Genomic DNA, 12,863 nt, shown 5'->3' with positions numbered 1-12,863 from the left:
TGCTCAATGAAGGCTTGCGGGGATTCACCAAGACAGGATAGTGCATTCCCTTCTCCTTGCCACCGCCTTGCGAGCCGCCGGCCGGAACCTTTAATCTGGCCTATCTTTCTGTTTTCCGGGCACATTTGACGTCATGACCGCGCCGATCGCCATCATCATGGGAAGCCAGTCGGACTGGGACACGATGCGGCATGCCGCCGATACGCTTGCCGCGCTCGGCGTCGTCGCCGACACCCGCATCGTTTCGGCGCACCGCACCCCCGACCGGCTGTTCGCTTTCGCCAAGGGCGCCAAGGCGGCGGGTTACAAGGTCATCATCGCCGGCGCCGGCGGCGCCGCGCACCTGCCGGGCATGGCGGCGTCGCTGACGGAACTGCCGGTGTTCGGTGTGCCCATCGAATCGAAGACGCTCAAAGGCCTCGATTCTCTGTATTCGATCGTTCAGATGCCCGCCGGCATCCCGGTCGGCACCCTCGCCATCGGCAAGGCCGGCGCGATCAATGCGGCGCTGCTGGCGGCTTCCGTGCTGGCGCTGTCCGACCCCGCCCTGTCCGGTCGCCTGGCCGCCTGGCGCAAGGCGCAGACCGAGGCGGTTGCCGAGCGTCCGGAGGACAAGGCGTGACCGACGCCAGGCAGGTGAAGCTGAAGCCCGGTGACACCATCGGAATTCTCGGCGGCGGACAACTGGGCCGGATGCTGGCCATGGCTGCGGCGCGGCTCGGGCTGCGCTGCCAGATGTTCTCGCCCGATCCGGATTCGCCGGCCTTCGACGTGGTCCTGAATGCGACCTGCGCCGAATATGCCGATGTCGAGGCGCTCGAGCTGTTCGCCAACGACGTCGACGTCATCACCTACGAATTCGAGAACGTGCCGGCGGCCGCCGCGATGGTGCTGGATGCGCGCCGCCCGGTGCTGCCCAACCGGAAGATCCTCGAGACCACCCAGGACCGGCTGGCCGAGAAGGATTTCGTGACGCGGCTCAGCATCGGCACGGCCGCCTATGCCGACGTCACCTCCGTCTCGTCGCTGCGCGAGGCGATCGCGCGAATCGGTCTTCCGGCCGTACTGAAGACCCGCCGCTTCGGTTATGACGGCAAGGGCCAGGCCATCATCCGCGAGGGCGACGACATCGCCAAGGTGTGGACCAGTCTCGCCACCAAATCGGCGATCCTGGAGGCCTTCGTGCCGTTCGAGCGCGAGATCTCCGTGATCGCCGCGCGCTCGGCCGCGGGTCAGGTCGAGTGTTTCGACGTCACCGAGAACGAGCACCGCGACCACATTCTGAAGATATCGCGCGCGCCCGCGCCGATCCCGGATTCTCTCGCCGAGGAAGCGCGCAGCGTCGCCGGCAAGATCGCGACCGCGCTGGACTATGTCGGCGTGCTCGCCGTCGAGATGTTCGTGCTCGCCAATGGCACCGGACCGAAGGTGCTGGTCAACGAGATCGCTCCGCGCGTGCACAATTCCGGACACTGGACGCTGGACGGCGCATCCATTTCGCAGTTCGAGCAGCACATCCGCGCCATCGCCGGCTGGCCGCTCGGCAAGCCCGTGCGCCACGGCGAAGTCGTCACCATGACCAATCTGATCGGCGACGAGATCAAGGACTACGACAAGTGGCTGACCGTTCCCGGCGCCACGGTGCACATCTACGGCAAGGGCACGCCGCGCCCCGGCCGCAAGATGGGACACGTCACCGAAGTCAGGCCGACGAAAGGCACCTGAGGGGACCGCAGCAATCGCTGCGATCCCCCTAAAGCGCGATGAGATCAGGATGAATCGTCATCGCGCGTTAGGTTATAGTTTGAGCACGATCTTTCCGGAAAACCGCTGCACACTTTTCCGGATCATGCTCTAGCGATTACGCGGTCTTCACGCCTGCGACGATGCCTGTGGGCTCCTCGCTGAGCCAGCGGTAGATCACCCCGCCCAGCGCGCCGCCGATCAATGGCGCGACCCAGAACAGCCAGAGCTGCGACAGCGCCCAGCCGCCGACGAACAGCGCGGGACCCGTGCTGCGCGCCGGGTTCACCGAGGTGTTGGTGACGGGGATGCTGACGAGATGGATCATCACCAGCGAGAGCCCGATTGCGAGCGGCGCGAAGCCCGCGGGCGCACGGCCATGGGTGGCGCCCATGATGATGAACAGGAACATCATGGTCATCACCACCTCGGTGAGGAAGCACACGATCATGCTGTACTGGCCGGGCGAATGCGCGTCATAGCCGTTGGACGCGAAGCCCTTGGTGACGTCGAATCCGGGCGCCCCGCTCGCGATGACATAGAGCAGCCACGCGGCAACGATCGCGCCCGCCACTTGGGCGATCACATAAGGCAGGATCTGGCCGACCGGAAAGCGCCCGCCGGCGGCAAGGCCGATCGTGACGGCCGGATTGAGATGGCAACCCGAGATGTGGCCGATCGCATAGGCCATGGTGACGACGCTGAGCCCGAACGCCAGGGACACACCGACGAGACCGATGCCGACCTGGGGAAAGCCGGCGGCAATGACCGCGCTGCCGCAGCCTGCGAATGTGAGCCAGAAGGTGCCGATGGCTTCGGCAGCGTATTTTTTCATATCCTTGTGTGGTCCCCTGATTTCAAGATTCCGGAGCAAAGCTCCGGAAACGGCCCCGTCATTGGCACCGAATCGCCCAAATCGGGGCCGCACAAAGGTATTTTCGCCGCATTTAATGGCCGAACTTGGCCCAAAATCCCCCTTGGCCGGTGGACATCTGCAGTTTTGTCTGATACATCCGCGCGCTCAAGGTTAAGGGCTTGCGCGTTTCGCCATCCCCTTTGACTTATCAGAATTCAAATCCGATCCACCTGAAGAGGATGCCGCGTGCAGGTTCTCGTTCGCGATAACAATGTCGATCAAGCCCTCAAGGCGCTGAAGAAGAAGATGCAGCGCGAGGGAATTTTCCGCGAGATGAAGCTCCGCGGCCATTACGAGAAGCCCTCCGAGAAGAAGGCCCGCGAAAAGGCCGAAGCCGTGCGCCGTGCGCGCAAGCTGGCCCGCAAGAAGCTACAGCGCGAAGGCCTGCTGCCGATGAAGCCGAAGCCGGTGTTCGGCGCGGGTCCCGGCGGTGATCGCGGTGGTCGTGGCGGCCCCGGTGCAGGTCCGCGCGGACCGCGCTGATCTACCGGATCTTGCAAGACTTCAGTTTTCGATGACGCGGGCCCCTGGCCCGCGTTATTGTTTTGAGAGCGGCGCCTTCGCTGGGACGGGGGCACTACCGATGCGGCACCAGCGCGAGCGAACCGTAGATGGCCTCCCCTTTCCCCGCGCGCAGCTTGGCGCGGCTGCGCCAGATCTGGCAGCAGCCGTTCGTGCTGGCTTTGATGGGGATTGCGCTGTGCAGCTGCTCCTTCGATCTGGGATCGCTGATGCCGGAGAAGGAGAAGCCTCAGGAGGCGCCGAAGGCGACTGCGGCCGCCGAAAGCGCGGTCAGCGCCGTCAATGTCAGCGAAGCCCAGGTCCACACGGCAAAGGCCCAATCCTTGGCGAAGTCAGGCGAGAGCGCAGCTGCGCTCGACGAGTTCAATCGTGCGGTCGGGCTCGATCCCTACAATGCGCAGGCGCTCTATGGCCGTGCCTTGATCTATCAGGGCAATAACCAGCACGATTTCGCTATCGCCGATTTCAGTGCTGCGAGTGGGCTCAACCCGCAGAAGGCCGAGCCGCTGCTCGGCCGCGCCACCAGCTATCTCGCGCTCGGCAAGGTCAAGGAGGCCGCAGCCGATCTGGACGAGGCTTCCGAGGCCGATCCGCACAACGCCCAGGTCTGGACCACCCGCGGACAGGCCTATGAGCGGCTGGGCGACAGGGCCAAGGCAGCGGCGTCCTACACCAAGGCGGTCTCGCTTCGCCCACGCGACGATGCCGCCCGCAGCGGCCTCGCCCGCGTCGGCGGCTGACAGCGCGGCTCAGATGCCGTCCTAATCGGGGGTGGCGGGCTTCGGCAGAACGGCGTGGAACATCGACTTCATGCCGGACAGCATTTCATCGGCGACATTGGTCTTCGGCCGCTGCATGGTCGTGGTCGCGCCGGCGTCGGCACGCAGATCGAGCGGGGGTGCGATCACCGGCACGGGAATATCAGCCGGCGGCGTCACCCGATTCGGGTCGTCATTGCCGACCGAGGCCGTATAGGGCGGGTTGACCGGCGACGAGCCGCCATTGCCATAGGCCTCGGATGACGGCGTCGACACCGTGATCGGCGGCGGCAGCGGACGCACCGTGGACGGCTCCGCAGTGATCACACGCGGGGCCTCCGGGATGCGGGCGGCTTCTCTCAACCCAGGCTCCGCCGGCCTTTCAGCGGACTTGGTTTCGGAAGACTTGGTCTCGGCCGATTTGGCCTCAGCAGCTTTGCCCTCAGGCGATTTGCGCAGACGCTCGATCGCGGCGCGCACGAGGTCGTTGGCGTCGGGGCTCGCGGCTGGGGAAGCCGCAGCCGGCGCCGAATTGGCCTCCACCGCTGGGGCGGTGGCGGGAGCCGCGGCAGCCGGAGCGGTGGCCGCAGGGGCGGACTTGGCGACCGCCTTCTCGCGTGCGGGGGTGCGGCCACGCGGGCTGGTCTCGGCAGGAGCCACGTCTGCGGCCTTGGTCTCGGCAGGCTTCTCGGCCCCCGCCTTGTCCGTCACGTTCTTCTCGGAAACGCTCTTCTCAGAGACACCCTTGGCCTTGACGCCGGGTGCGGGAAGGTTGGCGGTGTCCGCCGGCTTGCCCTCACTGCCAGTCTTGGCAGGCGCGACCACAGTCGCAGGAGCATCAGGCGCGGGCTTGGCATTGATGTAGTGATTAACGATGTAGGCCCCGATGATCGTCGCGAGCACCGAGGGGAAAATATCCATCGAGATTTTAGCGAGGTATTTCAGCATTTCTCGGCCACTCCCCGCGCGATCTGATGCGGGAACTTTGGGGCATTGTGAGGGATCAACTGCGACGGATCGATGGCAAACAGTAACGCCAACTTACGGTTTTAGCTCGATTTCAAGGAACACGATCTCGGTTGAGGTTTCGTTAAGTACGTCATGCTGCACGCCGGCCTTGCGGAAATAGGATTTGCCGGCCGCAAGCTGCGCCTTGGACCTCTCGCCGCCGGGCGCCACGATGGTCATTTCCCCCGCCACCACGGGAACAATCACATAATCCATGCCGTGGGTGTGATGCCCGGTGGCGCTGCCCGGCGCAAGCCGCCACTCGGTCACACGAACCTGCTCGTTGTCGACCTGAACCTCGGACCTGGCGGCAAGCATCGGGAACTCTCCTTATCGCGCCTCAGGGCACGAAGACCATGAACACGTAGACGGCAAATACCACCATATGGACCAGTCCGAACAGGACGTTGGTCCTGCCCGTGCCGAAGGTCAGCATGCTCAGGAAGAAGGTCAGGAGCAAAAGCACGCTGCCCTGGGCGTTGAGGCCGAGCTCGAGCTCCTTGTCGAGCGCGTAGGTGGCAACGCCGACGGCCGGGATGGTCAGCCCGATGGTGGCCAGCGACGACCCGAGCGCAAGGTTGATGCTCTTCTGGAGGTCGTTCCTGCGGGCCGCCGAAACGGCCGCGACGCCTTCCGGCATCAGGATCAGGAGGGCGACCAGAAGTCCGGTAAAGGCCGGCGGCGCACCGATCTTGGCCGCGACGGCGTCGACCACCAGCGAGAACTTCTTGGCGAGCAGCACGACCGCCAGTAGCGCAATCAGCAGCAGCACGACGCTGAGCACCAACATCCGGCCCGATAGATGCGCTCCACCGCTGCCGCCGTCCGCCCGCTCGTGAACGAAGTAATCCTTGTGCAGGACGGTCTGGGTGTAGAGAAACACCCCGTACAGCGCGAGCGTGACCACGTCGACGAAGCCGAGCTGAATCGACGAATAGACCGGCCCGGGCGTGGTGGTGGTGTAGTTCGGCAGAATCAGCGTGATGGTTGCCAGCGCGAACAGCACGCTGAGATAGACGTTGGCGCCGGAGAGCTGAAAGCCCTGCTCGCGATAGCGCAGGCCGCCGATGAAGATGCAGAGCCCGACGAGGCCGTTGCAGACGATCATGACCACGGCGAACACGGTGTCGCGCGCAAGTTCCGGCGCGGGCTTGTCGCCCAGCATGATCGTTGTGATCAGAGCCACCTCGATGATGGTCACCGACAGCGTCAGCACCAGCGTGCCATAGGGTTCGCCGACCCGCTCCGCGATCACCTCGGCATGATGAACCGCGGCGAATACCGTGCCGAACAGGATGACCAGAAGGACGATGGCGAAGACGAGCCCGCCCAGCGACAGCGTGAACACGTAGTCCGTCGCGCTGACGGCCGCGAACAACAGCACCGCCAGCGTCGGGAAGATCCAGGCCGACCGGGGCATCGGACTATGCGCGCTCATCCACTACTTCCATTTGCTCGAATGAGCAGTAGCAAATCAGGCGCGAGATTCAATGCCAGTGCAGGATCGGCGCGACCGGCAGCAGTGTCAGCAGCAGGAACAGCGGGATCAGCACAGCGCCGGCGCGCAAGAGATAGCCGAAAAAGCTCGGCATCTCGATGCCGTTCTCGCTGGCGATGCTGCTCACCATGAAGTTCGGCGCGTTGCCGATATAGGTGAGCGCGCCCATGTAGACCGCGCCCATGGAGATCGAGGCGAGCGTGCCCGAGAGCTCATGCATCAGCGCTTGCGGGTCGCCGCCGGCGAGCTCGAAGAACAACAGATAGGTCGGCGCATTGTCGAGGAACGCGGACATCAGGCCGGTGAACCAGAAATAGGCGACCTCGCGCGGCACACCGTCCGGCGCCGTCACAGCCGACAACAGCCAGGCGAAGGCGCCGTGATGGCCGGCATTGAGCATGGCAATGACCGGGATGATCGCGACAAAGATCCCCGCGAACAGTTTCGCGACCTCGCGGATCGGCTCCCAGGTGAAGCCGTTGGCCAGCCTGTGCTCGTCCGGCGTCAGCCACACCGACAGCGCCGCAATGGCCAGCAGCACCGAATTGCGGACGACGTCCTCCAGGTCCAGCTTGGTGCCGAGAATGTCGAACGCCACGCCGGGCTTCCACATCGCCGACGCCAGCAGGCTCACGACGATGGCCGCAATTAGCACCAAATTGACGAGGCCGCGGATGCGCGGCGGCTCCCCACGCCCGGCTTCGCCGAGCGGCGGCTCGCTACGAAAGCGCCAGACATCAATGACGACGAAGATCGCGAGCAGCAGTCCGGCGACGATTGCGGTCTGCAACCAGATGGTCCGCGTGGTCCAGAAGAAGTCGACGCCGTGCAGGAAACCGACGAAGAGCGGGGGATCACCGAGTGGGCTCAACGCGCCGCCGACATTGGCGACCAGGATGATGAAGAAGATGATGACATGGGCGTTGTGACGCCGCAGCCGATTGGCGCGAATCAGGGGACGGATCAGGATCATCGCGGCACCCGTGGTGCCGACAATGCTCGCACCCAACGTGCCGAGCGCGAGGATGCCGACATTGGTCGCTGGCGTCGCCTTGATGTCGCCGGTGATGAGGATGCCGCCGGCCACGACATAGAGCGAGAACAGCAGCACGATGAAGCCGAGATATTCGGCAAGCATGGCATGGACGAGCGCCGCCAGCGTCGCCATGCTGCCGGCAAAGATGACGAGCGCGGCGAGTGCCAGCAGCGACCAGGCCGCGGCGATCTTGCCGTAGTGATGATGCCAGAATTTTGGAAACAGCAGCGGCCCCAACGCGATCGACAGCAACAGGCCGGCAAAGGGCAGCGCATAGGGCCAGCGCATCGCAACACCATCGAGCAAGGTCGCGGCCCATGCGTGTTGCGGCGACAGCGTGAGGATCGCGGCGAAGGCCAGGCTCCAGGGCCACGTGACGAGCCGTTTAGGATTCAATGAAGCGCCTTGCCGTTTCGATCGCACCGAAAGCATCGAGATTGTCATGTCCGCCGCCCGCGAAGCGAACGAACTGCTTCGGTTCATGTGCGAGCGCGAACAGACGCTCTCCGAACACGATCGAAATGGCAAGGTCATTGGTGCCATGCATCACCAGGAGCGGCACCGTGACGCGCGTGATGCGCTGGTCGGAATGGAACGGATCGCGCATCAGCAGGCGCACCGGAACGAACCAGAACGACGATGCTGCAACGTCGACCGTCGACGTATAGGGGGCTTCCAGGATGAGCTTTCCAACACGATGTTCCGAGGCGAGCGCAACCGCCGCGCCCGTCCCGAGCGAAAAGCCCCAGGCGATGATTCGTTCCGCCGCGTAGCGCGCGATCGTGAAGGCGTAGGCGGCTGCGGCATCGCGCAGCAGGCCTTCTTCGCTCGGCGCACCGCTCGAGCCGGCGTAGCCGCGATAGGACAGCGCGACGAGGCCGGTGCCGTCAGCCGTCATCGCCCTGAAACGGCTGACGCGGCCGGCGAGAAAATCGCCATTGCCGGGAAAATACAGGATCACGGGACGGCCGGGCTTCGCCGGCACGTGCCAGACGATGACCTTCTCACCGTCGGACGTGGTCAGAATGTGTTCTTCCGCCTCGGGAAGGCCCGCGGCATCGGGGGCGGTGCGCCCGACGGGCGGGATCGGAAACAGCATCTCGCGCTGCCGGACAAACAGCACGAGGAGACCGACCCAATAGACGGTCACGAGCAGGATGGCGATCCACTTGACGATGGTCATGATGCGCGGCCGGCCTTTCGGCTCAGGGCTTGCGACGGCTCCGCAGCAATTTCATGACATCGGGCCGGAGGCTCGCCGGGACAGCGCGGCAGCCGCAGGCCGCCTTGTGAGCGGCGTGCCAGGCGACGCGCTGCGCGCGCGTCGCTTTGGGCGGCATGCGATGGGACCGGTGGCATTCCTTGTTGATGGCCACGGTCCGTTTACCTCCGCGCTACATCGCCTTGACGATGTTCTCGGTGACCTTCTTGGCGTCGCCGAGCAGCATCATGGTGTTGTCGCGATAGAACAGCGGATTGTCGATGCCGGCATAGCCGGAGGCGAGCGAGCGCTTGATGAACATCACCGTGCCGGCCTTCCAGACCTGGAGCACCGGCATGCCGTAGATCGGCGAGGTCTTGTCCTCTTCGGCGGCCGGGTTGGTGACGTCGTTGGCGCCGATCACGAAGGCGATGTCGGCCTGCGCGAATTCGGAGTTGATGTCCTCGAGCTCGAACACCTCGTCGTAGGGCACGTTGGCTTCGGCGAGCAGCACGTTCATGTGGCCGGGCATGCGGCCGGCGACCGGGTGAATGGCGTATTTCACCTCGACGCCTTCCTTCTTCAGCATGTCCGCCATCTCGCGCAGCGCGTGCTGGGCCTGCGCCACCGCCATGCCGTAACCGGGCACGATGATGACTTTGGAGGCGTTCTTCATGATGAAGGCAGCATCGTCGGCCGAGCCGAGCTTGGCCGGCTTCTGTTCGCCTGTAGCCCCGCCGGCGGCCGCGGTCTCGCCGCCGAAGCCGCCGAGGATGACCGAGATGAAGGACCGGTTCATCGCATGGCACATGATGTAGGACAGGATCGCGCCCGAGGAGCCGACCAGCGCGCCGGTGATGATCAGCGCGGAATTGCCGAGCGTGAAGCCGATGCCGGCGGCGGCCCAGCCGGAGTAGGAGTTCAGCATCGAGATCACGACCGGCATGTCGGCGCCGCCGATCGGGATGATCATGAGCACGCCAAGCGCCAGCGCCAGGATGGTGATCATCCAGAAGTCGAACGCGCCACCAGTGAGGACCAGGCGGACGATGAAGAACACCAGCGCCGCGGCGAGTGCGATATTGATGATGTGGCGGGCGGGCAGGATGATCGGCGCGCCGCTCATCCGTGCCGACAGCTTCAGGAACGCGATCACAGAGCCGGTGAAGGTCAGCGCGCCGATGGCGACGCCGAGCGACATCTCGACCAGGCTCTGCGGATGGATGTTGCCGGGGGTGCCGATGTCGAAGGCTTCGGGCGCGTAGAACGCGCCGGCGGCGACCAGCACGGCAGCCATGCCGACCAGCGAGTGGAAGGCGGCGACCAGCTCCGGCATCGAGGTCATCGGCACGCGGCGGGCGATCACCGCGCCGACACCGCCGCCGATGGCGACCGCGAGGATCACGAGCACCCAGGCCACGCCGTCGGCCGGCGGATGGCTCGCGAGCGTGGTGGCGACCGCGATCGCCATGCCGATCATGCCGAACAGATTGCCCTGGCGCGACGATGCCGGGCTCGACAGCCCGCGCAGCGACAGGATGAACAGCACCCCCGCCACGAGATACAAGAATGCAGAGAGATTGGCGCTCATCTCAGGTCCCCATTAATCCCTTCAGCCCGAGGTGGCCGCTTACTTCGACTTCTTCTTGTACATCGCCAGCATGCGCTGGGTGACAAGGAAGCCGCCAAAAATGTTCACGCAGGCGAAGATGAGCGCGACGAAGCCGAAGCCGCGCGCCCAGCCCGAGCCGCTCGAAACCATGCCGACGCCGACCGCGAGCAGCGCGCCGACCACGATCACCGAGGAGATCGCGTTGGTCACGCTCATCAGCGGCGTGTGCAGCGCCGGCGTCACCGACCACACCACGAAATAGCCGACGAAGACGGCGAGGACGAAGATCGACAGCCGAAAGATGAAGGGGTCGACGACCTGTGCAACATGCTCCATGGCGGCTCTCCTTAAACCTTCGGCTGGAAGTTCGGGTGGATCACGGCGCCGTCTTTCGTGAGCGCAGTGGCCTTGACGAGCTCGTCGTCCCAGTTGACGGCGAGCTTCTTCTCTTTCTTGTCGACCATGGTCTCGATGAAGGAGAACAGATTGCGGGCATAGAGGCTGGAGGCCGAGGCCGCGACGCGCCCGGCGACGTTGGTGTAGCCGACGATCTTGATGCCATCGAGGTCGACGACCTCGCCGGCCTTAGCGCCCTCGACATTGCCGCCGCGCTCGACGGCGAGATCGACCAGCACCGAGCCCGGCTTCATCGACTTGACCATGTCAGCGCTGACGAGCTTCGGCGCCGGCCGGCCCGGGATCAGCGCGGTGGTGATCACGATGTCCTGCTTCTTGATGTGCTCGGCGGTGAGCGCGGCCTGCTTGGCCTGGTACTCCTTGGACATCTCCTTGGCGTAGCCGCCGGCGGTCTGCGCGTTCTTGAACTCCTCGTCCTCGACGGCAAGGAATTTCGCACCGAGCGACTCGACCTGCTCCTTGGTGGCAGGCCGCACGTCGGTCGCAGTCACGACGGCGCCGAGACGACGCGCGGTCGCGATCGCCTGGAGGCCGGCGACGCCGACGCCCATCACGAACACCTTGGCCGCGGGCACAGTGCCGGCCGCCGTCATCATCATCGGGAAGGCGCGGCCGAAGGCCTCCGCGCCCTCGATCACGGCGCGATAGCCGGCAAGGTTGGCCTGCGAGGACAGCACGTCCATCACCTGCGCGCGCGTGATGCGCGGCATCAACTCCATCGCGAAGGCGGCGACACCGGCATCGGCCATCGTCTTCAGCGAGGCCTCGTTGCCGTAGGGATCCATGATGGCGATGACGAGCGCGCCACGCTTGTATTGTGAAAGCTCCGACGCCTCGGGACGCTTCACCTTGATGATGATATCGGCGTCCTTGAGCGCGTCAGCGCTGACAGTGGCGCCCACGGCGGTGAATTCGGAATCCGGCAGGCCTGACTTGATGCCGGCGCCCGGCTCGACGGCGATCTCGGCACCGAGCGCCTTAAACTTCTTCACCGTATCAGGCGAAGCAGCGACCCGCGGCTCTGACGGATCGATTTCCTTGGCAACGGCGATCTTCATAGGTCCTCCGGCGGCGCGGGACAGCGCACGCGCAAACTAAGCGTAACTCCCGCAGCGTTCGATACCGGTTCTGGGACCGGTTTGTATGCAAGTATTCTGGGCAGCTGCTGCCGCTGGCGTGTGCAGCTACCGAAGACGGATCAGGTGAGGAAAATCGCCATCAGGATCACGATGAGCGCGACCGAGGCCGTGCCGTACTTCACCAGCTTGATGAAGCCCTCATAGGTCTGCTCGTGCGCAACGTAGTCGTTGCCGTCGGCGGTGGTGTACGCCACTTCGCTATGGTCAGCCATGGATTGTCCCCAGTCGAAAGTCGAATTCTGGGGCTGGGATACCGCAAAGTTTCGGGCAGGGCAACGGCACGCGGGCGCGGTTTTTCCGCAAATCAGGTCATTTGGAATTCCAATTGTCGCGGATCCAGCGCGTGAGGCCCTGCTCGCTGACTTCGCCCGCAGCGAGCGAGAGGATAATCGCGGCCGCTTCCGCCTCGGGCACGATGAAGTCGATGCTGTTCACGCCGAGAAATGTGTACAGCGCAAGGAGTGACATGCGCTTGTTGCCGTCAACGAAGGGACGGTTGCGTGCAATGCCGAAGGCGTAAGCGGCCGCCAACTCAGCGAGATCGGCGTTCTCAGAAGACCATTTGTTCCTCGGCCGATCGACCGCAGGGTCCAGCATACCCTCATCTCGAAAGCCACTTGCTCCGCCATGGATCACGAGCTGCTCGTCGTGGATCGCAATGATCATTCGACGCGTCAGCCAGAACGGCTCGCTCATTTGGCCAGCTCGGCGAGGGCGTTCTGATAACGCTTGATGCCTCGCCGCGCGACTTCCATCGCTTTTTCAAAATCAGGATCATGAGGCGTCAGCAAGACGCCACCGTCCGGTTGCTCGACCGGGAACAGTTTGTCGCCCTCTCTGAGATTCAGACGAGCAGCAAGCTCCTTCGGCAGGATAACGCCGATCGAATTTCCGATCTTGCGCACCTGAAGCACGGTGGAGGCGCTCTTCAAATCCTTCGGATCCGCGTTCTCGCCCATAGCCGCACCTCATTACTCGTTATACGTTTGTATAACATCTTTGCGACCCACCGT

At 64.4% G+C, this 12,863-nt stretch carries 16 protein-coding genes; 4 read left to right on the top strand and 12 right to left on the bottom strand.

What is annotated here, in order from left to right; genetic code table 11:
* Nucleotides 1–133 precede the first annotated feature (133 nt).
* Both purE and AAE027_RS33595 read left to right on the top strand, forming a co-directional pair.
* On the top strand, nt 134–622 hold the full coding sequence (gene purE / locus AAE027_RS33600) for a 5-(carboxyamino)imidazole ribonucleotide mutase (protein ID WP_370990270.1): 489 nt from the start codon (nt 134–136) through the stop codon (nt 620–622).
* Nucleotides 619–1,725: a 5-(carboxyamino)imidazole ribonucleotide synthase gene (locus AAE027_RS33595; RefSeq protein ID WP_370990269.1), complete on the top strand. Its 1,107-nt coding sequence runs from the start codon at nt 619–621 to the stop codon at nt 1,723–1,725. Before purE ends, AAE027_RS33595 begins: the two co-directional genes overlap by 4 nt.
* Before the next feature lie 136 nt (nt 1,726–1,861).
* On the opposite strand, the gene aqpZ is transcribed toward AAE027_RS33595, so the two are convergent.
* Complete coding sequence (gene aqpZ / locus AAE027_RS33590) at nt 1,862–2,578, bottom strand: aquaporin Z (RefSeq protein WP_370990268.1); 717 nt, start codon at nt 2,576–2,578, stop codon at nt 1,862–1,864.
* A 267-nt stretch (nt 2,579–2,845) separates the two neighbouring features.
* Here aqpZ and rpsU point away from each other — a divergent pair, with 267 nt between their 5' ends.
* Both rpsU and AAE027_RS33580 read left to right on the top strand, forming a co-directional pair.
* Entirely contained in the window at nt 2,846–3,142 is a 297-nt protein-coding gene (rpsU, locus tag AAE027_RS33585) for a 30S ribosomal protein S21 (protein WP_008546194.1), read from the top strand.
* A 128-nt stretch (nt 3,143–3,270) separates the two neighbouring features.
* A complete protein-coding gene (locus AAE027_RS33580) occupies nt 3,271–3,921 on the top strand; it encodes a tetratricopeptide repeat protein (RefSeq protein ID WP_370990267.1) in 651 nt (216 codons plus the stop codon).
* A gap of 21 nt (nt 3,922–3,942) precedes the next feature.
* Here AAE027_RS33580 and AAE027_RS33575 read toward each other — a convergent pair whose 3' ends face one another.
* The 11 genes from AAE027_RS33575 to AAE027_RS33525 form a co-directional block, all read right to left on the bottom strand.
* Complete coding sequence (locus AAE027_RS33575; RefSeq protein ID WP_370990266.1) at nt 3,943–4,887, bottom strand: hypothetical protein; 945 nt, start codon at nt 4,885–4,887, stop codon at nt 3,943–3,945.
* Nucleotides 4,888–4,980: 93 nt separating this feature from the next.
* A complete protein-coding gene (locus AAE027_RS33570; protein WP_128936488.1) occupies nt 4,981–5,265 on the bottom strand; it encodes a cupin domain-containing protein in 285 nt (94 codons plus the stop codon).
* 22 nt (nt 5,266–5,287) lie between these two features.
* Nucleotides 5,288–6,385, bottom strand: coding sequence for a calcium:cation antiporter (locus AAE027_RS33565; protein ID WP_370990265.1), 1,098 nt, complete (start codon nt 6,383–6,385; stop codon nt 5,288–5,290).
* 49 nt (nt 6,386–6,434) lie between these two features.
* Nucleotides 6,435–7,913 carry a sodium:proton antiporter gene (locus AAE027_RS33560; RefSeq protein ID WP_370990302.1) on the bottom strand — a complete coding sequence of 493 codons (1,479 nt, stop codon included), beginning with the start codon at nt 7,911–7,913 and terminating at the stop codon, nt 6,435–6,437.
* Nucleotides 7,867–8,664 (bottom strand): alpha/beta hydrolase, encoded by a 798-nt coding sequence (locus tag AAE027_RS33555; RefSeq protein WP_370990264.1) that lies wholly within the window; start codon nt 8,662–8,664, stop codon nt 7,867–7,869. Before AAE027_RS33555 ends, AAE027_RS33560 begins: the two co-directional genes overlap by 47 nt.
* A 211-nt stretch (nt 8,665–8,875) precedes the next feature.
* Nucleotides 8,876–10,273 (bottom strand): NAD(P)(+) transhydrogenase (Re/Si-specific) subunit beta, encoded by a 1,398-nt coding sequence (locus AAE027_RS33550; RefSeq protein WP_370990263.1) that lies wholly within the window; start codon nt 10,271–10,273, stop codon nt 8,876–8,878.
* A gap of 39 nt (nt 10,274–10,312) precedes the next feature.
* On the bottom strand, nt 10,313–10,630 hold the full coding sequence (locus AAE027_RS33545) for a proton-translocating transhydrogenase family protein (protein WP_091888212.1): 318 nt from the start codon (nt 10,628–10,630) through the stop codon (nt 10,313–10,315).
* An 11-nt stretch (nt 10,631–10,641) separates the two neighbouring features.
* Entirely contained in the window at nt 10,642–11,769 is a 1,128-nt protein-coding gene (locus tag AAE027_RS33540) for a Re/Si-specific NAD(P)(+) transhydrogenase subunit alpha (protein WP_370990262.1), read from the bottom strand.
* A 140-nt stretch (nt 11,770–11,909) separates the two neighbouring features.
* On the bottom strand, nt 11,910–12,062 hold the full coding sequence (locus AAE027_RS33535) for an aa3-type cytochrome c oxidase subunit IV (RefSeq protein WP_008136857.1): 153 nt from the start codon (nt 12,060–12,062) through the stop codon (nt 11,910–11,912).
* A gap of 97 nt (nt 12,063–12,159) precedes the next feature.
* Nucleotides 12,160–12,546: a type II toxin-antitoxin system death-on-curing family toxin gene (locus AAE027_RS33530; RefSeq protein ID WP_370990261.1), complete on the bottom strand. Its 387-nt coding sequence runs from the start codon at nt 12,544–12,546 to the stop codon at nt 12,160–12,162.
* Entirely contained in the window at nt 12,543–12,809 is a 267-nt protein-coding gene (locus AAE027_RS33525) for an AbrB/MazE/SpoVT family DNA-binding domain-containing protein (RefSeq protein ID WP_370990260.1), read from the bottom strand. The genes AAE027_RS33530 and AAE027_RS33525 overlap by 4 nt, the downstream gene beginning before the upstream one ends.
* Nucleotides 12,810–12,863 lie beyond the last annotated feature (54 nt).

Origin of the sequence: Bradyrhizobium sp. DN3 (assembly GCF_041357655.1) — a bacterium.
In the GTDB taxonomy this organism is placed as follows: domain Bacteria; phylum Pseudomonadota; class Alphaproteobacteria; order Rhizobiales; family Xanthobacteraceae; genus Bradyrhizobium.
The sequence above is the reverse complement of the archived record's forward strand: the minus strand, read 5'-3'. Positions and strand labels throughout refer to the sequence as shown.

What these genes read in the sequence shown, in the direction of transcription:
- purE (WP_370990270.1), top strand. Translation starts at nt 134, where the DNA reads ATGACCGCGCCGATCGCCATCATCATGGGAAGCCAGTCGGACTGGGAC.
- aqpZ (WP_370990268.1), bottom strand. Translation starts at nt 2,578, where the DNA reads ATGAAAAAATACGCTGCCGAAGCCATCGGCACCTTCTGGCTCACATTC.
- AAE027_RS33580 (WP_370990267.1), top strand. Translation starts at nt 3,271, where the DNA reads ATGGCCTCCCCTTTCCCCGCGCGCAGCTTGGCGCGGCTGCGCCAGATC.
- AAE027_RS33575 (WP_370990266.1), bottom strand. Translation starts at nt 4,887, where the DNA reads ATGCTGAAATACCTCGCTAAAATCTCGATGGATATTTTCCCCTCGGTG.
- AAE027_RS33570 (WP_128936488.1), bottom strand. Translation starts at nt 5,265, where the DNA reads ATGCTTGCCGCCAGGTCCGAGGTTCAGGTCGACAACGAGCAGGTTCGT.
- AAE027_RS33565 (WP_370990265.1), bottom strand. Translation starts at nt 6,385, where the DNA reads ATGAGCGCGCATAGTCCGATGCCCCGGTCGGCCTGGATCTTCCCGACG.
- AAE027_RS33560 (WP_370990302.1), bottom strand. Translation starts at nt 7,913, where the DNA reads ATGCTTTCGGTGCGATCGAAACGGCAAGGCGCTTCATTGAATCCTAAA.
- AAE027_RS33555 (WP_370990264.1), bottom strand. Translation starts at nt 8,664, where the DNA reads ATGACCATCGTCAAGTGGATCGCCATCCTGCTCGTGACCGTCTATTGG.
- AAE027_RS33550 (WP_370990263.1), bottom strand. Translation starts at nt 10,273, where the DNA reads ATGAGCGCCAATCTCTCTGCATTCTTGTATCTCGTGGCGGGGGTGCTG.
- AAE027_RS33545 (WP_091888212.1), bottom strand. Translation starts at nt 10,630, where the DNA reads ATGGAGCATGTTGCACAGGTCGTCGACCCCTTCATCTTTCGGCTGTCG.
- AAE027_RS33540 (WP_370990262.1), bottom strand. Translation starts at nt 11,769, where the DNA reads ATGAAGATCGCCGTTGCCAAGGAAATCGATCCGTCAGAGCCGCGGGTC.
- AAE027_RS33535 (WP_008136857.1), bottom strand. Translation starts at nt 12,062, where the DNA reads ATGGCTGACCATAGCGAAGTGGCGTACACCACCGCCGACGGCAACGAC.
- AAE027_RS33530 (WP_370990261.1), bottom strand. Translation starts at nt 12,546, where the DNA reads ATGAGCGAGCCGTTCTGGCTGACGCGTCGAATGATCATTGCGATCCAC.
- AAE027_RS33525 (WP_370990260.1), bottom strand. Translation starts at nt 12,809, where the DNA reads ATGGGCGAGAACGCGGATCCGAAGGATTTGAAGAGCGCCTCCACCGTG.